General features: G+C 72.9%; 19 protein-coding genes. 6 read left to right on the top strand and 13 right to left on the bottom strand.

Features of this window, described 5'->3' with window-relative positions; translation table 11 throughout:
• Nucleotides 1-8 precede the first annotated feature (8 nt).
• The 6 genes from asnB to ACIP5K_RS29560 all read right to left on the bottom strand — a co-directional run bounded on the left by asnB (nt 9) and on the right by ACIP5K_RS29560 (nt 8,977).
• The gene (gene asnB / locus ACIP5K_RS29585) at nt 9-1,943 is read right to left on the bottom strand and encodes an asparagine synthase (glutamine-hydrolyzing) (RefSeq protein WP_401414410.1); all 1,935 of its coding nucleotides are present in this window, start codon (nt 1,941-1,943) and stop codon (nt 9-11) included.
• A 2-nt stretch (nt 1,944-1,945) separates the two neighbouring features.
• Nucleotides 1,946-3,463, bottom strand: a complete 1,518-nt coding sequence (locus ACIP5K_RS29580; RefSeq protein WP_401414409.1) for a Wzz/FepE/Etk N-terminal domain-containing protein — start codon at nt 3,461-3,463, stop codon at nt 1,946-1,948.
• Nucleotides 3,460-4,857, bottom strand: coding sequence for a Wzz/FepE/Etk N-terminal domain-containing protein (locus ACIP5K_RS29575; protein WP_401414405.1), 1,398 nt, complete (start codon nt 4,855-4,857; stop codon nt 3,460-3,462). Before ACIP5K_RS29575 ends, ACIP5K_RS29580 begins: the two co-directional genes overlap by 4 nt.
• Nucleotides 4,854-6,119 (bottom strand): glycosyltransferase family 4 protein, encoded by a 1,266-nt coding sequence (locus tag ACIP5K_RS29570; protein WP_401414403.1) that lies wholly within the window; start codon nt 6,117-6,119, stop codon nt 4,854-4,856. Before ACIP5K_RS29570 ends, ACIP5K_RS29575 begins: the two co-directional genes overlap by 4 nt.
• The gene (locus ACIP5K_RS29565; protein WP_401414401.1) at nt 6,109-7,425 is read right to left on the bottom strand and encodes a nucleotide sugar dehydrogenase; all 1,317 of its coding nucleotides are present in this window, start codon (nt 7,423-7,425) and stop codon (nt 6,109-6,111) included. The genes ACIP5K_RS29570 and ACIP5K_RS29565 overlap by 11 nt, the downstream gene beginning before the upstream one ends.
• A gap of 73 nt (nt 7,426-7,498) precedes the next feature.
• On the bottom strand, nt 7,499-8,977 hold the full coding sequence (locus ACIP5K_RS29560; RefSeq protein WP_401414399.1) for a sugar transferase: 1,479 nt from the start codon (nt 8,975-8,977) through the stop codon (nt 7,499-7,501).
• 695 nt (nt 8,978-9,672) lie between these two features.
• Here ACIP5K_RS29560 and ACIP5K_RS29555 point away from each other — a divergent pair.
• A complete protein-coding gene (locus ACIP5K_RS29555) occupies nt 9,673-10,575 on the top strand; it encodes an NADP-dependent oxidoreductase (protein ID WP_401414398.1) in 903 nt (300 codons plus the stop codon).
• A gap of 63 nt (nt 10,576-10,638) precedes the next feature.
• On the opposite strand, the gene ACIP5K_RS29550 is transcribed toward ACIP5K_RS29555, so the two are convergent.
• Nucleotides 10,639-12,204, bottom strand: a complete 1,566-nt coding sequence (locus ACIP5K_RS29550; protein ID WP_401414396.1) for an MFS transporter — start codon at nt 12,202-12,204, stop codon at nt 10,639-10,641.
• Between the two features lie 320 nt (nt 12,205-12,524).
• Between ACIP5K_RS29550 and ACIP5K_RS29545 the strand changes: the two genes are divergently transcribed.
• Both ACIP5K_RS29545 and ACIP5K_RS29540 read left to right on the top strand, forming a co-directional pair.
• Nucleotides 12,525-13,577, top strand: coding sequence for a cation diffusion facilitator family transporter (locus ACIP5K_RS29545; RefSeq protein ID WP_401414394.1), 1,053 nt, complete (start codon nt 12,525-12,527; stop codon nt 13,575-13,577).
• A 133-nt stretch (nt 13,578-13,710) separates the two neighbouring features.
• Entirely contained in the window at nt 13,711-13,974 is a 264-nt protein-coding gene (locus tag ACIP5K_RS29540; RefSeq protein ID WP_401414392.1) for a hypothetical protein, read from the top strand.
• A gap of 8 nt (nt 13,975-13,982) precedes the next feature.
• Here the strand turns inward: ACIP5K_RS29540 and ACIP5K_RS29535 are convergent, their stop codons facing one another.
• The 6 genes from ACIP5K_RS29535 to ACIP5K_RS29510 all read right to left on the bottom strand — a co-directional run bounded on the left by ACIP5K_RS29535 (nt 13,983) and on the right by ACIP5K_RS29510 (nt 20,528).
• Entirely contained in the window at nt 13,983-14,384 is a 402-nt protein-coding gene (locus ACIP5K_RS29535) for an anti-sigma factor antagonist (RefSeq protein ID WP_401414391.1), read from the bottom strand.
• Nucleotides 14,381-15,484, bottom strand: coding sequence for a B12-binding domain-containing protein (locus ACIP5K_RS29530; protein ID WP_401414389.1), 1,104 nt, complete (start codon nt 15,482-15,484; stop codon nt 14,381-14,383). Before ACIP5K_RS29530 ends, ACIP5K_RS29535 begins: the two co-directional genes overlap by 4 nt.
• Nucleotides 15,481-17,145: a PP2C family protein-serine/threonine phosphatase gene (locus tag ACIP5K_RS29525; RefSeq protein ID WP_401414387.1), complete on the bottom strand. Its 1,665-nt coding sequence runs from the start codon at nt 17,143-17,145 to the stop codon at nt 15,481-15,483. Before ACIP5K_RS29525 ends, ACIP5K_RS29530 begins: the two co-directional genes overlap by 4 nt.
• 212 nt (nt 17,146-17,357) lie before the next feature.
• On the bottom strand, nt 17,358-18,533 hold the full coding sequence (locus tag ACIP5K_RS29520) for a PP2C family protein-serine/threonine phosphatase (RefSeq protein ID WP_401414385.1): 1,176 nt from the start codon (nt 18,531-18,533) through the stop codon (nt 17,358-17,360).
• Between the two features lie 313 nt (nt 18,534-18,846).
• Nucleotides 18,847-19,353, bottom strand: a complete 507-nt coding sequence (locus tag ACIP5K_RS29515) for a MarR family winged helix-turn-helix transcriptional regulator (protein ID WP_401414383.1) — start codon at nt 19,351-19,353, stop codon at nt 18,847-18,849.
• 119 nt (nt 19,354-19,472) lie between these two features.
• The gene (locus ACIP5K_RS29510) at nt 19,473-20,528 is read right to left on the bottom strand and encodes a LacI family DNA-binding transcriptional regulator (protein WP_401414381.1); all 1,056 of its coding nucleotides are present in this window, start codon (nt 20,526-20,528) and stop codon (nt 19,473-19,475) included.
• Between the two features lie 265 nt (nt 20,529-20,793).
• Here ACIP5K_RS29510 and ACIP5K_RS29505 point away from each other — a divergent pair, with 265 nt between their 5' ends.
• The 3 genes from ACIP5K_RS29505 (at nt 20,794) to add (ending at nt 25,134) form a co-directional block, all read left to right on the top strand.
• Nucleotides 20,794-22,236, top strand: coding sequence for a purine-cytosine permease family protein (locus ACIP5K_RS29505; RefSeq protein ID WP_401414379.1), 1,443 nt, complete (start codon nt 20,794-20,796; stop codon nt 22,234-22,236).
• Nucleotides 22,237-22,312: 76 nt separating this feature from the next.
• Nucleotides 22,313-24,094, top strand: a complete 1,782-nt coding sequence (locus ACIP5K_RS29500) for an adenine deaminase C-terminal domain-containing protein (protein ID WP_401414377.1) — start codon at nt 22,313-22,315, stop codon at nt 24,092-24,094.
• Nucleotides 24,095-24,120: 26 nt separating this feature from the next.
• The gene (add, locus tag ACIP5K_RS29495) at nt 24,121-25,134 is read left to right on the top strand and encodes an adenosine deaminase (protein ID WP_401414375.1); all 1,014 of its coding nucleotides are present in this window, start codon (nt 24,121-24,123) and stop codon (nt 25,132-25,134) included.
• The last annotated feature ends 5 nt before the right edge of the window (nt 25,135-25,139 follow it).

The raw sequence follows: 25,139 nt of genomic DNA, 5'->3' as shown, positions 1-25,139 counted from the left end.
TCTATTTCCTAAGCCGTCAACCGAGTGCTCTGGCCGGACCCGGAGGTCGCGTCGCGGTACCAGTACTCGAGAGTCAGTACGTGCCACAGATGCTTGGAGTAGTCCTGCTGTCCTGCGGCGTCCGCGGCGACGAGGCGGCGCAGCGCGTCGCGGCGCAGGAAACCGGAGCGGACCAGCTCTCCGTCGTTGATCACCTCGCGCACCAGGGGTGCCAGGTCCCGGCTCATCCAGGCCCGCAGCGGGGCGCTGAACAGGCCCTTGGGCCGGTAGACGATCTCCCGGGGCAGGATCGAGGTGGCCGCCTCCTTGAGGACGGCCTTGCCCTGCTTGCCGGCGATCTTGCGGTCGCCGGGCAGGGCGAACGCGGCCTTCACCACCTCGACGTCCACGTAGGGCACCCGTACCTCGGTCGACGCGGCCATGCTGGAGCGGTCGGTGTAGGCGAGGTTGAGGCCCGGCAGGAACATCCGGGCGTCGGTCAGGCACATGCGGTTGACGAAGTCGTCGAGGGTGTTGTCCTGGTAGGTGTCCGCGTGTTCGGTGAGCACGTCGTCGACCGTCCCGGCCAGGTCGGGGTCGAGCAGGTCGAGCAGCTCCTGCTGGTCGTACATGGTGTAGCTGCGGCGGAACGCGGTCTCCTCCGGCAGGTCGGCGAAGGACAGGAACCGCTTCGCGAAGCGCACCGAGCGCAGTCCCCGGCGCGAGGTGGCGACCGGGAGCCGGCCGACGGCCGCGGACACGCCGCGCCGCAGCGGGCGGGGCACGCGCTGGTAGCGCAGCGCGAGGGTGTTGGCGAGGTGCTTGCGGTATCCGGCGAACAGTTCGTCCGCGCCCATGCCCGACAGCATCACCTTGACCCCGGCCTCCCGGGCGGCCGAGCAGATCAGGAAGGTGTTGATGGCGGCCGGGTCGCCGATCGGCTCGTCCAGGTGGTACGTCATCCTGGGCAGCAGGTCGAGCACGTCGGGCGCGATCTCGATCTCGTGGAGGTCGACGCCGTACCGCTCGGCCACCTGCCGGGCGTAGCGCAGGTCGTCGGGCATCGCCTCGAACTTGGCGTCCTCGGCACGGAATCCGATGGTGTAGGCGGAGATCCCGGGCCGGTACCGGGCGGCCAGCGCGGTGAGGTAGCTGGAGTCGAGGCCGCCGGAGAGGAAGGTCGCCACCGGCACGTCGGCGAGCAGGTGGCGCCGGGTGGACTCCTCGACGATGGCCGCCAGGTCGGGCAGTTCGCCGCTGCGGGCCCGGTCCTGGCCCTCGGCGGCGACGTCCTTCAGGCTCCAGTAGGTGCCGCGCTCGATCCGGCCGTCCGGGCGCGCGCGCAGCCAGCTGCCCGGCGGCAGCTTCTCCGCCTCGCGGAACGCGCAGCGGGAGTCCGGCACCCAGTAGTAGAGGAGCGAGGCGACCATCGCGCCGTGGTCGACGTCGAGCCGGCCGCCGGTCGCGGCGGCGAGTGCCTTCAGCTCGGAGGCGAAGACCAGCCCGGTGCCGCGGCGCAGCAGGAACAGCGGCTTGATGCCCAACTGGTCGCGGGCGAGGACCAGTTCGCCGGTGCGCTCGTCGAAGATGCCGAACGCGAACATGCCGCGCAGCCGGGGCAGGCAGTCGGTGCCCCAGCACCGCCAGGCCTCCAGGACCACCTCGGTGTCGGAGGTGCCGCGGAAGCGGACGCCCTTGGACTCCAGTTCGGCGCGCAGCTCCGGCGCGTTGTACAGCTCGCCGTTGTACGTGAGGGCGAGGCCGTCGGAGACCATCGGCTGGGCGCCGGTCTCGGACAGGTCGATGATGGAGAGCCGCCGGTGTCCGAGCTGTACCTCGCCGTCGGCGACGGGGTGGCCGTAGCGGCCGGCTCCGTCGGGGCCGCGGTGGGCGAGGATGTCGGTGAGCCGGTCGGTGACGATCTTGCCGTCCGGCCAGCGGTAGGTGCCTGCGATGCCACACATGGTTACCGCGCCTCCTGGTCGTTGTCCGCGCCGTGTGCGGCCCACATCGGCTGCCGCTCCGCGCGTCGCGCGGTCCCGCCCGGGCGGGCCTGTCGTTCGCTGCGTCCGCGCAGCGCGGTGTGCAGCCCGTCCCACAGCGTGCCGTCGGTGCGGTCCCGCGGATCGGGGTCGGTCAGGACCACCCCGATGACGGGTATGCGCTGGTCGGCGAGTTGCCGGGCCACGGTGTGCAGCCAGGCGGCGCTGCCGTGTCCGGCGCGCACCACGAGCACGGTCTGGGTGCCGAGGTACTGGAGGTCGGTCCAGGCGGTGCCGGGTGCCACGGAGCCGACGCCGAGGCGCAGGCCCTGCTGCGGTTCGGCCGCGGCCCGCTCGCCGCCGATCACGGCCGGGTCGCCCGGCTTCGGGCGGTGGCCGGAGAGCTGGGAGCCGGGCAGTCCGTCGATGACGGCGACGGGTCCCTCGGCCGAGAGCTGCCTGCCGATGTCGAGGGCTAGGCCGCCTGCGGTGCGGGCCGCGCCCAGTTCGAGCAGGGACACCGCCTCCGCGGAGCCGCGCACCGTGCGGGCGAGACTCGTGGTGAGCCGTTCGCGGGCCACGCGGGCCCGGCGGCGCCGCCACGGGAGGACGGACCTGCGGGGCAGGTCGGTGATGACCGAGGCGCCGAGGTGGGCGGCGATGTCCCGGCGGAGCACCGGGCGGTCCTTGACCACGACGCCGACCGCGGCGAGGGCGATGCCGACCACGAGGCCGAGGACGAGGCCGATCACGGCGTTCGTGGCGGCGGCCTTGGGCATCGAGTACGGCACCGCGCGGGCGTCGTCGACGATCTGGGTGCCGGCGACGACCTGGGGCGTCCCGGTGCGCGCGTCCGCGGCCCGCTCGTCGAAGTCGGCGATCCGCGAGTTGAGTTCGGCGCGGCGGGCGAAGAGCGACTCCAGGCTCGCCGACGCCTGCGGGTCGGTGTCCGGCGAGCGGTTGCCGATCTCCTTGTTGACCTCGACGAGTTCGGTGCGCATCCGGTCGCGCTGTTCGAGCAGGGCGTCCGACTCGGCCTTGGCGGTCGCCCGCATCCGGCGGACGTGGTCGGCGACGAAGGCGTCGGCCAGCGCCTTGGCCCGCTCGACCGCCTGGGCGTCGGTGTCGCCCTTGACGTCGATCTGCATCAGGTTGTTGGTCAGGCCGGTGCCCTGGTAGTCCCGCAGGAAGTCCTCGGGCTTCTCCGGGGAGTTCAGGGAGCGCAGGGCCAGTGCGGCGATGCGGGTGGTGCCGAGGACCTGGACGTCGGTGCGTATCAGGGTGCCGGAGTCGTTGGGCTGGTCGTCGGCGTGGGCGACCAGCACCTTGGTGACCGCGCTGGGCGGCGGCGGCAGCACGATCGCGATGGCGGCGCCGGCCAGCAGCCCGAGCAGGGCCAGGGCGGACCAGAGGCGGCGGCGCCTGCGCACCGACACCACCAGTCCCTGGAGATCGATGAGCGGTGTGCTCGCAGACGACTCCGAAGTCGTGCTCGTCGTCACGCTGAGCCTCCCGTGGCGTGGCTGTGGACCGCCGGTGCCGGAGCGGCGTGGTGCGGAGGGTGGGCGGCGGACCGCCCGGGGCCGGCCAGGACCGGTTCGGCGATGACGAGGCCGACGATCTCGTGTCCGCCGTCCGCGCACGCCCGGGCGATGCCGGAGAGTTCGGCGGCGGTCCAGGTGCCGGCGCTGACCACGATCAGGGCGCCGGACTCGCTCGCGCGGTCCGGGACCATCGGCCGGTCCACGGACACCGGTGCCACGGTCAGCAGGGGGTGTCCCCCGCCCAGGGCGCCGGCGGCCGGGTCGGCCGTGGCCTCGGCGACGAGCTGGCCGGCCGCGTCCTGGGCGATCGCGTCGCCGTCGGGGACGACCGCGAGGAGCCGCGGGGACATCCCGGAGCGGTCGCGCAGCCGGGCGCACACCCGCCGGTAGCGGATGCGTCTGCCGGCCTCGTCGCCCGACCGCTGCGGGGCCGGGGTGTCCCACCGGACGTCGGTGCCGAGGAACCGGCCGATCCTGGCGCGGGTGCCGTCGTCCTGCGGCCGGTGCGCGTGCCGGTCGTCGGGGACGTCGACGGTGCCGATGAGGTCGGCGCCCAGTGCGGTGGCGATCTCCCGGTCGGTGCGCGGGCGCCGGTTCATCCGGGCGGCGGCGAGGTGGCCGATCACCGCGGCGAGGAGGAACACCAGGGCTCCGGCGCCGATGAGCTGGGCCCGGGTGGGGGCCGCCTCGCCGACGGGCCGGGCCGACGGGCCCATGACGACCATGCCGGTGGTGTTGCTGGTGGGGTCGGCCTGGTCCAGCTTCGTCATGGCCTCCTCCAGCGAGGTGCGCAGCTTCTCCAGGGAGGTGCGGGCCTCGACGCCCTCCACGGTCTGCCCGGGGTCGGCGGCCCTGGCCAGCTCGGTGATCCGGCGGTTGGCCGCTTCGACCTGCTTGCGCAGGGCGAGCCGCAGGGTGGCCGCCTCGGTGTCGGCGCTGCCGCCCGCGATCTGCTTGGCGAACACGACGAACTGCTCCGCCGTCCGGTCGGCGAGCTGCTGGGCGTGCTTGGGCGTGTCGGCCGTGCCGGAGATCTTGATGATGTTGCCGTCGGCCGCCTTGGCGACGACCCGGTCCTGGAGGTCGGTGCCGGTGACGTCGGACCAGTGCAGCTTGTCGGCCGCGAGGTCGAGCACCGTCGAACTGGTGGCGATGTCCACCTGGGTGAGCAGTTCACGCTCCTCCCACTGCCCGGGCAGCAGGACCGAAGCGGTGGTCGTGTAGCGCGGCGGGAACACCAGCGAGGTGCCGTAGCCGACGAGCGCGCCCAGCACGGCGAGGGCGGCGAGCAGCCGCCACCGCCGTCGGAGCATCCGTCCGATGGTGGCCAGACGGATCGTGTCCTCGTTCAACGACGCTGCCTCTTCCTTGTCCGTCGCGTCGTACCGGCCGCGACCGGTGGGCGCCCGCCACTGGCCGCGGTGTAGGCGGCGAGCAGCGCTGTCTGCGAGTTCCGCCACGACAGCGGCCCGCTGACCCGTTCCTGTCCGATCCGGCCCATCAGGGCGCGTCGCTCCGGGTCGTCGAGGAGCACGGTGATGAGCTTGGCGAACTCGGCCTCGTCGTTGGCCGGCGCGTAGACGGCGGCGTCCCCGGCGGAGACGCGTGCCTCCCGCAGTTCGAACGAGACGAGCGGCCGGCCCATCGCCATGTACTCCAGGACCTTGTTCATGGTCGACACGTCGTTGAGCGGGTTGCGGGGGTCGGGCGAGAGGCAGACGTCCGCCGTGGACAGGTAGCGCACGAGGTCGGCGTCCGGGATGCGGCCGGTGAACTGGACCTGGTCGTCGAGTCCGAGCGTGCGGGCCAGCTCGACCATCGCGTCGAAGGCGTCGCCGGAGCCGACGAACACCGCGTGCCAGTCGGTCCGTCCGAACTCGTCGCGCAGCTTCGCGAGGGCCCGCAGCGCGTAGTCGACGCCGTCCTGGGGGCCCATCACGCCGAGATAGCACAGCAGATGGGGCTTGCCGCGCTTCAACTCGGTTTCGGCGGGCACGGGTTGGAAGCGCTCGATCGCGGGCGCGCTGCGCACCACGAAGACGTCCTCGGGCCGTTTGCCGCCGCGGCGCACCGCGACGTCCCGGTAGCTCTCGTTCGTGGCGATCACGATGTCCGCGGCCCGGTAGGTGCGCCGCTCCAGCGCGCACACGGCGCGGTAGAGCAGGTCCTTGCCGCGGCCGAAGCGGGACAGGTACAGCTCGGGCACCAGGTCGTGCTGGTCGAAGACGAACCGCGCGCCGCGCCGCTTCAGCCACAGGGCGGGCAGGAAGAGCAGGTCGGGCGGGTTGCAGGCGTGCACCACGTCGACCGGGCCGACCGCGCGGGCCAGCCGGACCGTGTGCCACAGCGCGGACCCGTACTCGCGCAGGTAGCCGGCCGGGCCGCCGGTGGCGGCGCGCAGCGGGTAGCGGTGGATCCGCACCCCGTCGATCACCGCCTCCGGCTCCGTGTCCCGCTTCTCGCCGCGGGGGCAGATGACCTCCACCTGCCAGCCCGCGTCGCGCAGCGTCGTGCATTCCTGCCACACCCGCCGGTCGAACGGCACCGACAGGTTCTCCACCAGGATCAGCGCGCGCCGGCCATCGCCGTCGCCGCCCGTCGCGCTACCAGACAAGGCCCGTGTATCCCGGTTCGGTCCGGCGCGCGTCGGCGTCGGGCAGGTGGACGAGGTCGATGATGTCGGGTCCGCCGCCGTGGGGCAGGGCCGCGAGCACGGCCTCGTCCTTGGTGCCGACCAGGCACACCTCCGCGTGGTCGAGCACCTGGTCGACGGAGTCGGCGAGCAGTTGCGCGAGGTGCGGCAGCCGGTTCTCGATGTACTCGCGGTTGGCGCCGAGCAGCCGGGACATGCTGACGTTCGCGTCGTAGATGCGCAGGTCGTAGCCCTTGCCGAAGAGCCGCTCGGCCAGCTCGACGAGCGGGCTCTCGCGCAGGTCGTCGGTGCCGGGCTTGAAGGACAGGCCGAACAGGCCGACCCGGCGCTTGCCGCTGCGCTCGACCAGGTCGACCGCGCGCTGGAGGTGGTCGGCGTTGGACGACAGCACGTGCGACAGGATCGGCACCGAGACGTCGGCGCGCTGGGCCGCGTGGACCAGGCTGCGCAGGTCCTTGGGCAGGCAGGAGCCGCCGAAGGCGAAGCCGGGGCGCAGATAGGCGGGGCTGATGTTGAGCTTGCGGTCGGCGAGGAAGACGTCCATCACCTGGTGCGAGTCCACGCCGAGTGCCTGGCAGACCGCGCCCAGCTCGTTGGCGAAGCCGATCTTGAGGCCGTGGAAGGAGTTGTCGGCGTACTTGATCGCCTCGGCCGTCGGCACCGGCACCCGGAACACCTCGCCGGGCAGGCCCTCGTAGAGCGCGAGGACGGCGTCGCCGCTGGCCGGGTCCAGTTCGCCGATGACGGTCTTGGGCGGGTCGAAGAAGTCCCGCACGCTGGTGCCCTCGCGCAGGAACTCGGGGTTGACCGCGACGCCGAGCTCCACGCCGGCGGTGCCGCCGACGGCCTTCTCCAGGATGGGCACCAGGAGGTTGAGGCAGGTGCCGGGGAGCATGGTGCTGCGGAAGACGACGGTGTGCCGTCCGCCGCGCTCGGCCAGCGCGGTGCCGATCTCCTCGGTGACCCGCTCCAGATAGGTGGTGCACAGGCTGCCGTTGGGCTCGGACGGCGTGCCGACGCAGATCAGCGACACCTCGGTGTCGGCTATCGCCTCCCGGACGTCGCGGGTGGCGCGCAGGGCTCCGGTCCGCACGACGTCGGCGATCAGCTCGCCGATCCGCTCCTCGACCACCGGCGCCTTGCCGTCGTTGACCAGGTCGACCTTCACCTGGTTGACGTCGACCCCGATGACCTCGTGTCCCATGCTGGCCAGGCACGCGGCGGACACGCAGCCCACGTAGCCGAGGCCGAAAACGCTGACTCTCATGACCCGTTACTCCCCCCAGGCAGGCCCTTGTGGCCTGCGGTCCGCGCGCCGCCGGTACGGCGGTCCCCACGCATCAGTACGCCCCCTGTCCATGGATCACCGCGCGCAGCGTCTTCCACAAGATCACTGTGTCCAGGGCGAGTGACCAGTCCTCCACGTACCGCAGGTCGAGGCGGACGGCCTCCTCCCACGGCAGGTCGCTGCGTCCGCTGATCTGCCACAGTCCGGTGAGCCCCGGCTTGACCAGCAGCCGGCGCCTTATGTCCGGGCCGTAGGCGGCGGACTCCTCCGGCAGCGGAGGCCGCGGGCCGACGAGCGACATCGACCCGGTGAGTACGTTGAACAGCTGCGGCAGCTCGTCGATCGAGTACCGGCGCAGCACGGTTCCGACGCGGGTCACCCGCGGGTCCCGGCGCATCTTGAACAGCAGTCCCGCGCCCTCGTCGCGCTCGGCCAGTTCGGCGCGGGCCGCGTGGGCCCCGGCGACCATGGTGCGGAACTTGAGAATGGTGAACTCGCGCCCGTCCTTGCCGACGCGGCGCTGGCGGTAGAAGACGCCGCCGCGGCTGTCCGCGAGCACGAGGATGCCGACGACCGTCATCAGGGGTGCGAACAGCACCAGCAGCAGGGCGGCGCCGAGCCGGTCGACGAACGCCTTGATGGCCCGGCGGGCGCCGGTGAAGGTCGGCAGGCTCACCCGCAGCAGCGGGATGCCGAGCACCGCGTCGACGTGCAGGCGCGGTCCGGCGACCTCCATCAGCACGGGGGCCACGACCATCTCGGCGTCGCTGCCCTCCAGGTTCCAGGCGAGCCGCTGGAGCCGGTCGGGTGTCCAGTGCGGGTCCGGTGTGACGGCGATGACCCGGTAGCCGTCGCGCTGTACGTGGGCGGCGAGGTCGGAGAGCCGGCCGACGACGGGCACCCCGTCCAGGTGGTCGCCCTCCGGCCCGAGCCCGTCCGTCGTGCACACGGCCTCGATCCGCCAGCCGAGGTGCGGGAACTTGCGGGTCCGCGTGATCAGGTCGTGCACCGTGGCCGGGCTCCCGGCGGCGAGCACCGGCCTGAGGCACTGTCCGTCCTTGCGCTGCTTGTGCAGCCAGAGCCGGAGCAGGTACCGCTCGGTCATGGTGACGATCCCGATGGCGGGTATCGCGACGAAGATCCAGAGTTTGATGTTCCGCGAGGTGAGCGCTATGCCGCCGAGCGCGAGCACGACGGTCGCGGTGAAGAGTGAACGTCCCAGGCGACGGAACTCCTCGGCGCCCTGGCCGAGCACGGCCGGAGCCCAGGCGCGGCTCACCGTGAGGGCGGCCAGCACCAGCAGTTCGGTGCCGAAGGCCAGGATCCCCCACTTCTCGTGCCAGTTGGCCGCGTCGCGTGCCCCGAAGAAGTTGCCGATGCCGGCGACCACCAGAGCGGTGGCCACCATGTCACTCGTGATGACGGAGCGGCGGTACCGCTGCTCCCAGTCGTTTGCCGGCTGGCTGATCGCCTCATCCGTCAGACGCCCACGCGCCGACGAAAAAGAGCCGACTAATCCCCCCTGCCGCACAGAAACCCCCCGGTCCCCAGTGGTGGTGCTTGGTCGGTGACTCAATTCCCCCAGGAGGCCCCCGCCTCCCGCACCGCGCCGCTCTCCCGCCGGAAGGCCCCCGCCTTCCGTACCCGGCCCCACGGCCGCCGGCAGCGCTGCTCGGGTCCATCACGACGGCCATCGGCATGCTTGCCACGTGCAACCCGCGACAGCCTGCGAGAACCCGTCGACACTCCGGACGCTCCCCTCGTCCGAAGCCCGTCTTGGACCCCACTCCTCGATCACTCCCCGGGCGGGACCGGAGGGGGATCCGCCGATCAGCCGGAACTGCTGATCAATAGATCGCCATTTGTCGCCTCGTGTCCCACCATGTGAAGCACGGTCAATCTAGACCATGGGGACCCCTCTGAAGAGGGGGATGTGTGGAATTTGTGGTTGATATTTGCGGTGGGCTCAACCGATCGATGTTCACGTGCGTCCACCACGAGGGCCGGACACACGGTGTGACCTGTGCTGACGTGGCGTGTCCGGAGAGCCGGACGGCGGTGGCCGCACCCCCGGGATCAGGCCCTTCGTAGAGAAAGTCGTCTTGATTCGATCAGTGGCGGAGCGCTCCGCGAGGAGCCGGGCCGTCCCGTACGGTCGTCGCCACGGACATCGGCGTCGAAGGACACCGGCGGGCGACGCCCCGCCGCCGAGGATCGGAGCCCGGGATGAAGGCCGCCCGCTTCAGTGCGTTCGGGGACCCCGACGTCCTCGGCATCGTCGACCTGCCCGATCCGCGTCCTGGCCCCGGCCAGGTGCGGATCGCGGTGCGCGCGGCCGGGGTCGGCGCCGGCGACTGGCGGAAGCGGCGCGGTCTGCTGGACCAGGAACTGCCGCAGACGCTGGGCCACGAGGCGGCGGGTGTCGTCGACGAGGTGGGCGAGGGCGTCACGGACGTCGCCGTCGGCGACCGGGTCTTCGGCTTCGTCCCGGACGGGGCGGCGCAGGCCGAGCTCGCGGTCCTCGCCCCCTACGCGCCGATCCCGCCGTCGCTCGGCTTCGCCGGCGCCGCCGCACTGCCCGGCGCGATCGAGACGGCGATGCGCGCACTCGACCGGCTCGGCGTCGCGCGCGGCGACACGGTGCTCGTCAACGGCGCCTCCGGGAGCGTCGGCAGCGCGGCCGTGCAGTTCGCCGTGGCGCGCGGGGCGCGGGTGATCGGCACGGCCTCCGCGGCGAACCACGCCGCGCTGCGCGCCCTCGGCGCCGAGCCCGTGGCCTACGGCGACGGGTTCGTCGAGCGGGTGCGGCAGGCGGCGCCCGACGGTGTCGACCTGGCGCTCGACGTCGCCGGGAGCGGGGTGCTGGCGGAGCTCGTCGCTCTCGCGGGCGGCGCGGAGAACGTCCTGACCGTCGCCGACGTCACCGGGGCGCGGGAGCACGGGGTGCGGTTCAGCCGGGGCGAGGACGGCCGTGCGGTCCATGTCCTCGCCGGGATCGGCCCGCTGATCGAATCCGGCGGTTTCGCGCCTCCGTCGGTGACCACCTTCCCGCTCGCCGCCGTCGCGCAGGCGCACCGGGCCGGCGAGAGCGGCCGGGTGCGCGGGAAGCTCGTCCTGCTGGTCGGCTGACCGCACGCGGGCGGGGCCCGGAGGGACGCTTCCCTCCGGGCCCCGCGGGCTGTCCTGGTCGGCTCAGGCGACGACCGGCTCCCGGGTGTCGCGGCCCTCCGGCTCCGCCTCGTCGGAGGCGTCGGCCGGGAGCTGCGAGAGCGGGCCGCGCGTGTACTGGGCGGCGACCAGCTCCGAGGCCTCCTCGGCGGTGGAGACCGACGGCGGCGAGCCGGCCAGCGGCTGGCGGGCCGTCTCCTTCATGAACAGGACGGCGACGGCGCCGACGACGGCCGCGAACATGATGTAGAACGCCGGCATGAGGTTGTTGCCGGTGGCGCTGGTCAGGCCCTCCATCACCAGCGGCGTGGTGCCGCCGAAGAGGGAACCGGCGACGTTGAAGGAGATCGCGAGCGCCGAGTAGCGCACCTCCGTCGGGAAGAGCGCCGGCAGCACGGCCGACATCGTCGCGAGGAACGTCAGCAGGCACAGTCCGAGCAGCAGCAGCCCGGCGTAGATCGCCAGGTGGCCGCCGGCGCGCAGCAGCAGGAACGCGGGCACGGTCAGGACGACGAAGCCGAGCATGCCGGTCAGCAGGACGGGCTTGCGGCCGACCCGGTCGGACAGCGCGCCGAGCGGGTGGACCAGGCACATCAGGACGACCATGACGACGACGAGGGCGACCAGGCCGGCGGTGGAGCCGTACTTCAGCTCGTCGGTGAGGTAGGTCGGCATGTACGACAGCAGGCCGTAGTCGGCGATGTCGTAGGCGGCGACGAGCACCATGCACAGCATCAGCGCGCGCCAGTGGTCCCGGAAGAACGGGCCGAACCGGAATTTCGGGCGCTCGGCGCCGCGCTCCTGCTCGCGCTCCAGCTCCTGGTAGGCCGGGGTGTCCTCCAGCTTGAGCCGCATGTACATGCCGATGAGGCCGAGCGGTCCGGCGACCAGGAACGGCACCCGCCAGCCCCAGGAGAGCATGGCGCCGTCGTCCAGGGAGGTGGTCAGGACGGTGACCAGACCGGCCGCGCCGACGTACCCGGCGAGCGTGCCGAACTCCAGGTAGCTGCCGAAGAAGCCGCGCCGCTTGTCCGGCGCGTACTCGGCGATGAAGGTGGCCGCGCCGCCGTACTCGCCGCCGGTGGAGAAGCCCTGGATGACGCGGAAGAGCAGCAGCAGGACCGGCGCCCAGATGCCGATCGTCGCGTAGGAGGGGACCAGGCCGATGCCGAAGGTGCCGAGCGCCATCATGATCATGGTGAGGGACAGGACCTTCTTGCGGCCGATCCGGTCACCGAGCGGGCCGAAGACGAATCCGCCGATCGGACGCAGCAGGAAGGCGGCGGCGAACGCGCCGAACGAGGCGAGGGTCTGGGCCGTCGGGTTGCCCGACGGGAAGAACACCTTGCCCAGGGTGACGGCCATGTAGGAGTAGATGCCGAAGTCGAACCACTCCATGGCGTTGCCGAGCATCGCGGCCTTCACCGCGCGCCGTACCGCCGACTCCTCGGTCACGGTGATGTCGCTGCGCCGCAGCTTGGGGCTGCGCCGTCGCTCGATCACCCGGAACAGGCCGCGGTGGCGGCGTACCGCCTCCGGGTTCCACTCGGGCTCGCCCTCACTTGCCGCCTGCGTCGTCTCCGCGCTCACTGACGGTTTTCCTTCCTCCGGCTTCCCTCCGGACGGGGCACGGAACGGTCGTCCGCTGCGCGCCGCCTCCGGGCGGGAAGGCAAACTCCTTCAGGCCACCCCCCTGCCCCCCGATCACCCGTCCATGCAGGTCGACCTCGCGCGGCGGCCGCGACGAGGGTCACACCGGCCGCCCGGCCCGTTTCCGGTCCGCGTCACGGAGGTGCAGGTCAGCGGCTTCGTATCCGACATGACAACGGTCACCGGTGCAGCCTTTGCCGATGGTCGCGGCATGCGTTTGACTGCCTTGGAGGCAACCGTCGACGGGGGAGGACGCGCACATGAGCCGGCACGACCACGGACCGACTCCGGGGCGGACCGAAGGGCCCGCGGACGGACACGACCACGGCGGCCACGGGCACGCCGGGCACGCCGGGCACGCCCACGGGGTCTCGGCGGACGCCGACCGCCGCTGGCTCGCCATCGCCCTCACGCTGATCACCGGTTTCATGGCCGTCGAGGTCGTCATCGGCGTCGTCGCGCGCTCCCTCGCCCTGATCTCGGACGCGGCGCACATGCTCACCGACGCGGCGTCCATCGTGCTCGCCCTGATCGCGATGCGGCTGGCGGCCCGTCCGGCGAAGGGCCGCTTCACCTACGGGCTCAAGCGCGCGGAGATCCTGTCCGCCCAGGCCAACGGCCTGACGCTGCTGCTGCTCGGGGTCTGGCTCGCGTACGAGGCGGTGCGCCGGCTGTTCGCGCCGCCCGAGGTGGCGGGCGGTCTGATGCTGGCCACCGCGCTCGCCGGCATCGTCGTGAACGTCGCGGCGACCTGGTGCCTGTCCCGGGCGAACCGGTCCTCGCTGAACGTGGAGGGCGCCTACCAGCACATCCTCAACGACCTGTTCGCGTTCATCGGCACCGCGATCGCCGCCCTGATCGTCGTCCTCACCGGCTTCGCGCGCGCCGACGCCATCGCGACGCTCGTGGTCGTCGTGCTGATGGTGAAGGCGGGGTACGGACTGCTGCGGGACTCCGGGCGGATCTTCCTGGAGGCCGCCCCGGCGGGCCTGGACCCCGACGCCCTCGGCGACCGGCTCGTCGCGCAGAAGCAGGTCGTCGAGGTGCACGATCTGCACGTCTGGCAGATCACGTCCGGGCAGGCGGCCCTGTCCGCGCACGTCCTGGTCGAGCCCGGCGGCGACTGCCACTCCGTGCGCCGCGTGCTGGGCGAACTGCTGCGCGACGACTACGGCATCACGCACACCACGCTTCAGGTCGACCACGCGCCGGAGCCGGTGCTCCAGGTCGCCCGGTCCGGCGCCGCCGGGGCCGACACCCACTGCGCGGGCGCCCACGGCCCGGTCCACCGCGACGGCCCGCACCCGCACTGACGGCGGCACCTCCCCCCTCCCCGGCGGAACAATGCGGCCGCCCGCAGCGCTGTCCCTGATACCTGGCCAGGTATCAAGTGCGCGGAGCAGACCGGCGGCAGAGCCCCACCGGGGGCGGAGGAGTGTGAGAGTGATGGTGAGGTCGGGACCCGACGGGCCGCTGAGCCACGAGGACAGCTGTGTCGTGACGACGTGCGGGCGCAGGATCGCCGTCCACCGCATCCAGCTCGCTCCCACGGGACGGCCCATCACGCGGGTCACCCTGGACGTGGGCGAGGACCGGGGCGGGGAGCCGGGGGTGTGGGCGTCGCTCACCGGCGCCGAGGCCCGTGAGCTGGCCCGGCTGCTCGTGCTGCACGCCGAGCTGACGGAGAGCGGGGCCGAGCCCCGCCGCTGATGCCCGGGTCAGCCGGCGGGGCCCCGGGGCGGGTCGCCGCGGGGCCCCGACTCGGCGTCGGCGACGGCCTGTTCCCGCTCGTCCTCACCGGCGAGGTGGGCGAAGGTCCCGGTGATCCGCAGCATCCGGTCGAGGCGGGCGGTCCGCCGCGTGATGCGCAGGGCCAGCCCGTCGCGGTCGAGGCGGCGGCGCAGCGTGAGGAGCAGGGAGAGGCCCATGGAGTCGATGCCGCTCAGCCCGGCGCAGTCCAGCAGGACGACGCCGACGTCCGGGTGCGCGTCGAGCACGGCGTCCGTCAGCCGGGTGAAGGTGTCGTCGGTCTCGTAGTCCAGCTCGCCGGCGACCCGCAGGGTCAGGACGCCGTCGCGGGGTGCGTCGGCGGTCACGCTCAGGGCGGTGTACGCGCTCATGCGGGCTGTCCGGGCCGGGGAACGGTCAGGATCGCGCGGGCTCTGGCGAGGATGTGCCGGGCGCGCGGGAAGTCCGTCAGCTGGCGCGCCAGCGAGTGGAGGGCGGGCACCAGGCCACCGGCCGGGACGCCCCGGGCGGCGAGGATGTCGGCGGTCCAGGCGATGAAGGACGTGAACAGCTCCGCGTCGTCGACGTACAGGGCCGTGGCGAGGTACGTGACGATGTGGTCGAGGTCCTCGGCGGTGCGGTCCCGCTGGATGTCGCTGTATCCGGTCATCGGCGGGTAGGCCTCTTCGAGGTCGACGAAGGTCTGCTTGACCAGCTGCCGCTTCGACCGCTTCACCGCGGTGTACTCCTGGTCGTCGAGGTGCGGCAGGTCGTGGGTGGCGAGGCGGGCCGCGGACGCGGCGGGCCGGTCGAGTCCCGCGCTCAGCAGGGTGTGCGCGGCGTCGGCGTCGGCGGCCCAGAGGGCGCCCATCCGCAGCGCGTGGCGCCCCTGCGGGCCGAATCCGGCGCCGCCGGCGAGCACCGGGGTGCCGGCGGCCTGGCAGGCGGTGATCGCCGTGTGGGCCGCGGGCAGTTGGGCGGGGGTCGAGCAGGACAGCAGCACCGCGGTGGCGACCCGCTGGTGGAGGTGGGCGACCAGGTGCTCGGTGGGCACCTGAGCCCCCAGGTGCTCGACCCGCCAGCCGCGCAGGCGCAGCACCTCGCCGACCAGGCGGGCGGGCAGGGCGTGCCATTCGCCCTCCACGCAGGCCACGGTCAGCCGGCCCCGTGGCGGGCCGGTCACCGCGGGGGCGGCGAGGTCGGACACGGCGGTGACACAGCGGGCGCTGATGGCGGTGGCCGCGTGCTCCTGGGCGACCGTGAGCCTGTTCGCCGCCCATTCCTCGCCGACGCGGCGCTGCACCGGTGCGATCAGTTCGAGCAGGACCCGCTCGGCCACCGCGGGCAGGCGGGCGGGCTCCGTCCCGCTCATGGCGCGTCGGGTCAGCGCCACGGCGTGCGTGTCGTCGCAGTCGATCACGGCTCTCCACAACCGCTCGCGCAGGACGTCCGGCGACAGCGGCCCGTCCGTGACGACGCTCTGCGATGTCATGACGTGAACCTTCCCCGGGTGTGTCCGTCCACGGCGGTGAGGTGGGCGGCGCGCGGGGCCGTGATGGCGAGCAGCGCCATGTCGTCGTGGGGGCCGTCGCCGACCCATTGCGAGGCCACCATCTGCACGCGCTCGGTGACGGCCTCGGCGGGCAGTCCGGCGCACTCGGCGAGCACGGCGCGCAGCCGCTCCTCGCCGAACATGCGGTCCCCCAGGGGCCCGCCGTGCGCCTCGGTGATGCCGTCGGAGTACAGCAGGCAGGTCTCGCCGGGCTGGAGGACCACGGTCGCGCCGGACACCTCCATCTCGGGCAGGACGCCGACCAGCGTGCCGCGTGTCCTGGCCTCCTCGACCCGGCCGTCGGTGCGGACGACGAGCGGCGCGGGATGTCCGGCGCTGGTGACCCGCAGCCGGACGCGGTCCCGCTCGCGCACCGCGGAGGCGAGCACCATCGTGGCGAAGCGGGCGTGGTGGGAGGAGAGCAGGGCGCTGTTGAGCAGCGTCAGCATGCGGGCGTGGTCGGTGGCGAACGGCAGCAGCGCCTCGACGGTGTTGCGGATCTTGCCGGTGAGGACGGCCGCTTCGAGGCCCTTGCCGCACACGTCGCCGAGGACCGCGAAGGCCTCGCCGTCGGGGTCGTCCGTGGCGTGGACGTCGTAGAAGTCGCCGCCGATCCGCTCGCTCGCCGCGGAGGGGCGGTAGCGGCCGGAGAAGTCGATGCCCCGGGTCCGGCGCAGGGTGGGCGGGAGCAGTTCACGCATCAGCACATCGGTGATCCGCGTCTGCTGCGCGTATGTCCGGGCGGCCGACAGGGCGGCTCCGGCGCGGGCGGCGAACAGCCGGGCGAAGGTCTCCTCCGCCTCGCTGAAGGCCGCTTCCTCGCAGCGGCGCAGCAGGACGACGGCCCCGGCGGGGAACCCGTGTCCGGGCAGCGGGACGACGGCGACGGAGCCGATCGCGGAGTCCGGCCGGGCGAAGCCCTCCGGGATCGCCCAGGCGGGGACGCGCGCGGGGTCGATCCAGCGGGAGGGGACCGGGGGGAAGCCCAGCAGCGCCTCGGTCAGGCCGGGCAGTTCGCCGGGTTCGACGACGATGTTCCGCTGGGTCGTGCGGCCGCCGGACGCCCAGGTCACCGGATGGGTCCGGCCGTTGCCGACGCCCACGATGACCGCCGCGTCGGCGAGGTGCGCGGCCGCGAGGGCCGCGGTCGACGCCATGCAGCGGTCCACGTTGAGCGAGGCCAGGAGTTCGCTGGACACCTCCTGGAGGAGGCGTGAGCGGGCCCGCTCGCTCGCCAGTTGGGCGCGGGCGCGGTGCAGATCGGTGTCGTCGACCAGCCACCAGGACACGGCACCGTCCGCGCGCCGGCCGGGGAAGGCCTCGACCGTTCGCTCACCGATCCGGCCCGAGGCCGTCCGCGGCCGGTCCCCGTCGCCGTGGGCGAGCAGTTCCGTGTGGGCCCGGGACAGCCAGGCGGGGGCGGTGTCGGCCAGCAGCGCACCGACCCGCACGCCGTCGAGGAGAGCGCCCGTCGGGTCGTCGCGGGACAGGACGCGGCCCGCGCCGTCCACCGTGACGGTGGGGTGGGTACCACTGGTACCGCGCCGGTCCGTCGCCGTGCTCGCGCCTCGCGGGCTTTCTGGTTCCGTGGGGGAAACCATCACGCAGGGCTCGGGAAGGACGAGCCCACACCACCCTTCGCCGCAGGTCCGAGGAGAGCAATCGGCGCTCGGTTCAAGGGATTTGTCCCACCCTCGAATCAGCCCGACCCCTCATGCTTTCCATCGGGCAACAGTTGCACGGTAAGGGTCCCTCCGGCAACTGACATCCCTACAGATGTCGGGATTGCCCACAGGATCGGACAGTTTCCGACTCAGTGCGCCCCGGACCCGCGTCCGAACCAGTCAAGACACACCACGAGCGCGTCGTCCTCCGTGTCGGCGGTGTTCACGTGTCCCGCCAGTTCCTGGAGGATCGCGCGGGGCACGGCCGAGGCCGGGAGCAGGCTCGCGCCCTGGATCGCGCGGGCGAGCATCCGCTCGCCGTAGGCCTCGCCGGAGGCGGAGAGCGCGGAGTAGACGCCGTCGCTGACGAACAGGAGCCGGTCGCCGGGCCGCACGTCGAATTCCTGCACGACGTAGTCGGTCTCCTCGAACATCCCCAGGGGCAGCTGCGCCTCGAAGGGGACCTGCTCCACCGTGCGGTCGCGCCGGCGCCACAGCTGGGGCGACCCGGCGTCCACCGCCCGCACCCGCTCCGTGGCGAGGTCGAAGGAGAGCAGCAGCGTCGACACGTACCGCTCGCCCCGGTACTGGGCGTAGAGCGCCTGGTCGGCGAGGGCCGCCTGGTCGGCGATGTCGATGCCGGCCCGCCGGGCGTTGCGCAGGGCGTTCACGGCGAGGTTGGTCAGCAGCGACGCCTCGATCCCCTCGCCCATGCCGTTGGTGACGGTCAGGGTGAGGGTGTCGCCGGTGGCGGCCCAGTCGAAGTTGTCGCCGTGGATGGCGTACGCGGGTTCCAGCTGGGCGCCGATCGCGTACTCGGTGCGCGTGTACGAGCGTCCGGGCAGCAACTGCCACTGCATCTCGGCGGCCAGGGTGAGCCGGCTGGCCCTGCGGGCCTGGAGGTACACGTCGGTGTCCCGGTCGGCGACGACGATCTCGTGCCCGAGGATCTCCGCGAGGCCGGTGAGTTCGTCGATCTCGCGGGGCGTGCATCTCTCCTCCGGTACGCGCACGGAGAGGATGCCGAGTCTGTCGCCCCGCACGGTGACGGGCAGCAGGAGGTCGACGCAGCCCTCGCGCACGTGCCGGGTGTGCGGGTCCTGGCTGGCGAAGGCCCGCCCCTCGGGGCTGGCGTGGACCGGGACGGGCTCGGCGGTGTGCGGCAGCCGCGTCACCGGCTGGAGCAGCGTCAGGCTGTAGTCGGCCATGAGCAGGTCGACGCGCAGGGCCGCGTAGTGCTCGACCAGTGCCCGGCGCACGGTGTCGAGCAGATCGAAGGGCGCGGCGGCACGGATGGCCCGCTCGGCGGCGAGGAAATGCGTCACGGGCTTCTCCGATGGGGCGGGCCGGCCGCCGGCGCAGGAGCGGGGACGGGTGCCCGGCGCCGCCGCTTCCCGCGCGGGCCCGGAACGCTCCTGGCGGCACGTTCGTCATCGGCCCGACAACAGCCACGGTCCCGGCCGCGCGCCTGCGAGCCGAGCGGAACATGAGAAAAATGAAGAAATCGACATATTGCCATGCGGCACTTTTCGAGGATTCTAACGCGCCGCGGGGCCGTCCCGGCGCGATCCGGAGGACCGGCCGAAGGACCCGGGCGAGGGGCCGGCCGCGACCGGGCCGCGACCGCTTCCGCCCACGTCAGGCGGTGGCTTCGGAGGTCCCCTCGGGGCCCGGCCCGGCGTCGTGCAGGCCGATGTGCGCGGCGGCGGCCTCCTGGAACTGCTCCAGCCCCTCGACGAGGGTGCTCAGCTCGGCCGGCGCCATGCCGCGCAGGACCGCCTCCAGTTCGCGGGCGCGGGAGGCGCGGAACTCGTCGAGCACGGCGACACCGCGCCGGCTCAGCCGGAGTTCGACCTCGCGGCGGCTGGTGGGGCTGGGCACCCGCTCCACCAGGCCGGCGGCCTCCAGCCGGTCGCAGAGTCGGCTCACCGACGACGGCCGGGAGCCGAGGGCCTCGCCCAGCGTCCGCTGGTTGACCCGCTCGTGGCCCTCGATCACGGTCAGCGCGCGGAACTGCGAGGGCGGCAGCGGTCCGGCCAGTGCGGCCGCCTGGCCGCGTCCCCACAGCACTTCGAGCAGCTCGGAGACCCCGCACGCCACCTGCGCCACGTGCTCGGGCGAGCGGAGGGGCAGACTCTGGGGCATCCCAGCACCCTCCCGTCAGGCAAGCGAGGTCGGCCTTGCCCGAGCCTACCGCCGTCCTGGGACGGCGGTGCGACCCGGCCCCGGCGTCGGCCGACGGCGGACCCCGGGCCGGGCGTGCGTCAGCCGGCCCGGCGCGTCGAGTCGCGGGCCAGCAGGGTGGCCTGCACCAGCCGGTGCCCCGGTTCCGACCCCGGCCGGTGCGGTTCCTGGACGAGGGCGATCAGCAGTTCCGCGGCCTGCCTGCCGATCTCCTCGGGGGCCAGGTCGAGAGCGGTGAGCGCCGGCCGGGCGCTGCGGGCGAACTCGCCGTCGGCGCCGACCACGATCTGTACGTCGTCGGGCACGCGCAGCCCCAGCTCGCGGCAGACCGCGAGGGTGGCGAAGCCGAACTTCTCCATCACCACGTAGAGGGCGTCGGGGCGGTCCGGGCGGGCCAGCAGCCGGTGCGCGGCCTCCGTGGAGTCGGTGCCGGGCTCGGCGCGGTCCATCAGGACGGGGTTGCCGGTGCGCGCGCACCAGTCGCGGTAGGCGCGGGCCGCGTCCTCGTCGTAGGACTGGCCGGTCGAGCCGGTGAGCAGGCCGATGCGCCGGGCGCCGGTCGCGGCGAGGTGGTCGAGGGCGGCCACGGCGCAGGTGGACAGTTCGTTGTCGACCCAGGGGAAGGCGTCCTTGCGGGACAGGTCGCGTCCGGTCGTGACGACGGGGACGCCCATGCCGGAGAGCCGTGTCAGCAGCGGGTCGTCGGTGAGCGGGTCGATGACGATCGTGCCGTCGAGCGGCAGGGTGTCGAAGGGGCGGCCGTCCAGGGACGGCGGGACGAGCACGAGGGAGTAGTCGTGCGCCATCGCCGTCCAGGTCGCGGCGTTCACGATCTTGACGAAGTACTCGATGTCGGTGATGCCGCCCTCGACGGCGGTGCGGTGGGTCAGCCCGAGCAGCCCGGTGCGGGCGCCGCGCAGTCCCCGGGCGTTGGGGTTGGCGCGGTAGCCGAGCTCGGCGGCGACGGCCAGCACCCGCTCGCGGGTCTCGGCGCCGACCCGGCCCACGCCGTTCAGCGCGTGCGAGGCGGTGGTCGCCGAGACACCCGCGCGGCGGGCCACCTCCCGCAGCCCGCCGCCCTTCGCCGAGGCCCCCCGGGGCGTTCCACCGCGCTTCGGCTGTGTGACGTCTGACATGGCGGCGAGCTTACAGGTTGACTGCCAAAACGTTTAGGCAGTACGTTCCGGACCGTTGCCAAAACGTTTAGGCAATGCGTCGGCGGGCTCCCCGATGACCGTCCGGGCACCCGCCGCTCCCCCGCCGCACACCGCCGTGCGGATCCCGGCTCGCCCGGATCGCTCGCCCCCCTCGTCACCCCCTCTCGCCACCCCCTCGCCCCCCGTACATCGCGTCCCGTCCCTCCAGGCCGGGACGCCGGTCCGCAAAGGACTCCTGCCGCCCATGGCCGAGGCCACCGCCACCGCCCCGCCCGGATCCACCCCGCCCGCCGCGCCCGCGTCCGTCTTCACGGTCGAGCAGCGCGGCATCGACGCCGTTCCCGCCGCGGAACGCCAGGGCGGTCCCGGCCGCCTGTTCGGCCTGTGGGCCGGCACCAACACCACCGTGTTCACCGTCGTGTACGGCGCGCTGGTCGTCTCGTTCGGACTGTCGTTCTGGTACGCGGTCGCGCTGATCGTCGTCGGCAACGTGCTCGGGTTCACCGTCACCGGTCTGACGAGCCTCCAGGGCCCGCGCACCGGCACGTCCACCCACTCCGTCTCGCGCGCCGCGTTCGGCCCGCGCGGCGGACGGCTGCCCGCCCTGCTGAGCTGGGTCATGCTGGTCGGCTTCGAGGCCGGCGGCATGGTGCTGATCGTGCTCGCCGGGCTCGCCCTGCTCGACCAGGCCGGGATCACCCCGGGCACGCCCGTGAAGCTCCTCGTCATCGCCGTGGCGGCGGGGTTGCAGATGCTGCTGCCGCTGTCCGGCTACCACCTGATCATGAAGGTGCAGAAGTACTTCGCCTGGATCTTCGCCGCGATGTTCGCCGTGATGGCGTTCCTCGTCGCCCCGAAGGCGGACTTCTCGGCGCACGGCGCCGCGCCGTCCCTCGTGACGGTCTCGCTGGTGCTGGCGATGGTCACCGCGTCGGGCGGCCTGTCCTGGGCCGACATGGGCAGCGACTACTCCCGCTACCTGCCCGAGGACTCCGCGCCGCGCAAGGTCTTCGCGTGCGCCGCGCTCGGCGGCATGGTGCCCAACATCCTGCTCCAGGTCCTCGGCGCGGCCGTGGCCACCGCGACGACGAAGGCCACCGACCCGATCTCGGGTCTGCCGGAGGTCCTGCCCGGCTGGTTCATCACCCCGTACCTGCTGCTGGCGATCGTCTCGCTGCTCGCGGTGAACACCACCGACATGTACTCCTCGGGCCTGAACCTGCTCGCCGTCGGCATCCCGGTCAAGCGCTGGATGGTCGTCTTCATCGACCTGACCCTGTGCACGGCGATCACCCTGTGGGCGGTCTTCTCGGCCGACTTCTACACCCTGCTGTCGAACTTCCTCAGCCTGATCGTGCTGTGGCTCGGCCCGTGGGCGGCCGTCTACCTCACCGACTGGTGGCTGCGCCGCGGCCGGTACGACGTGCCCTCGTTCTTCCCCCGCGAGACCGGCCGCGACGGCATCTACTGGCACCGGGGCGGCGTCCGCCCGGCGGGTCTGGTCGCGGTCCTGCTCGGCTTCGTGGCCGCGGTGCTGTGGGTCGACTCGACGGTGTTCGTCGGCCCGCTGTCCGACGCGGCCGGCGGCCTCGACCTCTCCGTCTTCGCCGGCGCCCTGGTCGCGGGCGTCGTCTACTGGCTGCTCGCCCGCCGCACCGTCCGCGCCGAGGCCGCACCGGCCGCCTGAGCCGCCCTCCCCCCCCCCGGCTTCCCCGGCCTCCCCGACATCTCTTCACCTTCGTACGCGCTCTGGAGCGAACCCCATGAACCAGCCCAGCCTCCGCACCCTCATCGACGCCTCCGAGGGCGTCGTGAAGGCCGACCGGATCATCAAGGGCGGACAGCTCGTCAACGTCTGCACCGGCGAGATCTACCCGGCGGACGTCGCCATCACCGGCGACCGGATCGCCGCCACCGGTGACGTCGGCGCGTACGAGGGTCCGGACACCGAGTTCGTCGACGCGAGCGGCAAGTACCTCACGCCGGGCCTGATCGACGGTCATCTGCACCTGGAGTGCTCGAAGCTGTCGGTGACGATGTTCGCCGACGCCGCCGTCCGCTTCGGCACGACGTCGGTCGTCTCCGGGCTCGACCAGTTCCTCGTCGTCGCCGGGCCGGAAGGCGTCCGCGAGGCGCTGCGCGAGGCCGACGCGAGCCCCATGAAGATCTTCTGGGGCGCGCCGTTCAAGACGCCGTACACGCTGCCCGAGACGACGGTCGGCTTCCGTTTCGGTCCCGAGGACCACGCCGAGGCGCAGGGCGGCGCCGACTGCTTCGGCGTCTGGGAGACCGTCGCCGAGTTCGTCCTGAACCGCGACGAGAAGGTGCTCCAGGCCCTCGAACTCGCGCACCGCAACCGGCTGCCGATCTTCGGCTGCGCGCCGATGGCCGCGCGCACCACGATCAACGCCCTGTCGGCGGCCGGCGTCCGGCTCGACCACGAGAGCTACACGGCCGAAGAGGCGCTGGAGAAGCTGCGCGCGGGCATGTCGCTGCTGATCCGCGAGTCGTCGGTGGCGCACTTCATGAACGAGAACGTGCGCACGATCACCGAGTTCGGCGCGCAGTCGCGCCGCGTGGGCCTGTGCACCGACGACATGCACGTCGCCGACATCCTGCGCGGGGGCCACCTCGACAAGCTGGTCCGCATGGCGATCGCGGCGGGCGTGAAGCCGGTCGAGGCGATCCAGATGGCGACGCTGAACTGCGCCGAGATGTACCGCATCGACCACCTCGTCGGCTCGATCACGCCGGGCCGCTACGCGGACGTGCTCATCGTCGACTCCCCCGAGTCGTTCGTCGTGGAGCGGGTGTTCTCGCGCGGCGAGCTGGTCGCCGAGGGCGGCCGCACGGTCAGGGCCCCCCGCCCGCCCGAGCGGACCGCCGCCCTCTCCCCCGCCTTCCGGGTCGCGCCCGTCGCCGCGGACGGCATCGGGGTCGCCGCCGCGGGCGACGCCGCCGAGGTGCTGGTCGTCGAGATGGACCGCACGGTGCCGTTCGTGCGCAAGGGCGTTTCGATGACGCTGCCCGTCGAGGACGGGACGGTCCGCGCCGACCTCGCGCAGGACGCGCTGTACGTCACCGTCTCCGAGCGCTACGGCAAGAACGACGGCGCCACCGTCACCGCGATGATCAACGGCTTCGGGCTGCGCTCCGGCGCCATCGCCTCCTCCGCCGCGCCCGACGACAACAACATCGTCTGCGTCGGCGCCGACCGCGCCGACATGGCCCTCGCCGTCAACCACCTCTCGGCGAGCGGCGGCGGCCAGGTCGTCGTCGACGGCGGCGAGATCAAGGAGTTCCTGCCGCTGCCGGTCGCGGGCATCGTCGCCGACCTGCTGCCCGAGGAGATGGCCGCGGCGGAGGACCGCCTGGAGGCCGCCGCCCGGGCGCTCGGCTGCGCGCTGCCGTCCGCGTTCGGCTACCTGATCTTCCTGGAGATCACCGCCATCCCCGAGTACGCCGTCACCGACCTGGGCGTCGTCAACTACCACACCCAGGACGTCGTCGACATCCTGCGGCCCGCCGCCTCCCCCGCCAACTGACGCCGCCCACCGAGGAGTTCCCGCACATGACTGTCGACGCCTTTGTCACCGGCCTGCCCAAGGCCGAGCTGCACCTGCACATCGAGGGCACCCTGGAGCCGGAGCTGAAGTTCGCGCTGGCCCGCCGGGGCGGCATCGAGCTGCCCTACGCCGACGAGGCCGCGCTGCGCGCCGCGTACGACTTCGACGACCTGCCCGGCTTCCTCGCCGTGTACTACGAGGGCATGACCGTGCTCCGTACCGAGCAGGACTTCTACGACCTCGCGGCGGCCTACGCGGCCAAGGCGCACGAGCAGAACGTGCGCTACGCGGAGATCTTCTTCGACCCGCAGGCCCACACCGCGCGCGGCGTCGCCTTCGACACCGTCGTGCGGGGGCTGACGCGGGCCCTGGACGACGCCGAGCGGGCCACCGGTTTCCGGGGCCGCCTGGTGATGTGCTTCCTGCGCGACTTCCAGGCCGAGTTCGCGATGGCCACCCTGGTGCAGGCGCTCCCGTACAAGGAGTGGATCGTCGGGGTCGGCCTGGACTCGGACGAGGCGGGCAACCCGCCGGTGAAGTTCCGTGCCGTGTTCGCCCGGGCGCGCGCCGAGGGCTTCCGGCTGACGATGCACTGCGACGTCGACCAGCAGAACTCCACCGAGCACATCCGGCAGGTCATCGAGGAGATCGGGGTCGACCGGATCGACCACGGGGTGAACGCGCTGGAGGACCCGGCGCTGGTCGCCGCGATCCGTGAGCGCGGGCTCGGCCTGACCGTGTGCCCGATCTCCAACGCCCATGTCACGGACGGCATGAAGGCCGCCGAGATCCGCGCGCTGCTCGACCAGGGGGTGCGGGTGACGGTCAACTCCGACGACCCGGCCTACTTCCCCGGCTACGTCGCCGAGAACCTGGCGGCGCTGCGCGGCCCCGCCGCCCTCACCGACGAGGACCTGGTCCGGTTGCAGCGCAACGCCATCGCCGTCTCGTGGGCCGCGCCCGCGGTGCGCGAGGAGTTCCTGGCGGAACTGGCGGCGTACGCGTCCGCGGCGCGCTGAGCCAC

The organism is Streptomyces sp. NPDC088785 (assembly GCF_044750685.1).
Lineage (GTDB): Bacteria > Actinomycetota > Actinomycetes > Streptomycetales > Streptomycetaceae > Streptomyces.
Note: the sequence above shows the minus strand (reverse complement) of the source record. Positions and strands in the feature narration are given on the sequence as shown.

Coding starts and splice junctions, on each gene's coding strand:
- ACIP5K_RS29510 (WP_401414381.1), bottom strand. CDS start 20,528: ATGTCAGACGTCACACAGCCGAAGCGCGGTGGAACGCCCCGGGGGGCC.
- ACIP5K_RS29500 (WP_401414377.1), top strand. CDS start 22,313: ATGAACCAGCCCAGCCTCCGCACCCTCATCGACGCCTCCGAGGGCGTC.
- ACIP5K_RS29535 (WP_401414391.1), bottom strand. CDS start 14,384: ATGAGCGCGTACACCGCCCTGAGCGTGACCGCCGACGCACCCCGCGAC.
- ACIP5K_RS29540 (WP_401414392.1), top strand. CDS start 13,711: ATGGTGAGGTCGGGACCCGACGGGCCGCTGAGCCACGAGGACAGCTGT.
- ACIP5K_RS29530 (WP_401414389.1), bottom strand. CDS start 15,484: ATGACATCGCAGAGCGTCGTCACGGACGGGCCGCTGTCGCCGGACGTC.
- ACIP5K_RS29565 (WP_401414401.1), bottom strand. CDS start 7,425: ATGAGAGTCAGCGTTTTCGGCCTCGGCTACGTGGGCTGCGTGTCCGCC.
- ACIP5K_RS29515 (WP_401414383.1), bottom strand. CDS start 19,353: ATGCCCCAGAGTCTGCCCCTCCGCTCGCCCGAGCACGTGGCGCAGGTG.
- ACIP5K_RS29525 (WP_401414387.1), bottom strand. CDS start 17,145: ATGGTTTCCCCCACGGAACCAGAAAGCCCGCGAGGCGCGAGCACGGCG.
- ACIP5K_RS29555 (WP_401414398.1), top strand. CDS start 9,673: ATGAAGGCCGCCCGCTTCAGTGCGTTCGGGGACCCCGACGTCCTCGGC.
- asnB (WP_401414410.1), bottom strand. CDS start 1,943: ATGTGTGGCATCGCAGGCACCTACCGCTGGCCGGACGGCAAGATCGTC.
- add (WP_401414375.1), top strand. CDS start 24,121: ATGACTGTCGACGCCTTTGTCACCGGCCTGCCCAAGGCCGAGCTGCAC.
- ACIP5K_RS29505 (WP_401414379.1), top strand. CDS start 20,794: ATGGCCGAGGCCACCGCCACCGCCCCGCCCGGATCCACCCCGCCCGCC.
- ACIP5K_RS29545 (WP_401414394.1), top strand. CDS start 12,525: ATGAGCCGGCACGACCACGGACCGACTCCGGGGCGGACCGAAGGGCCC.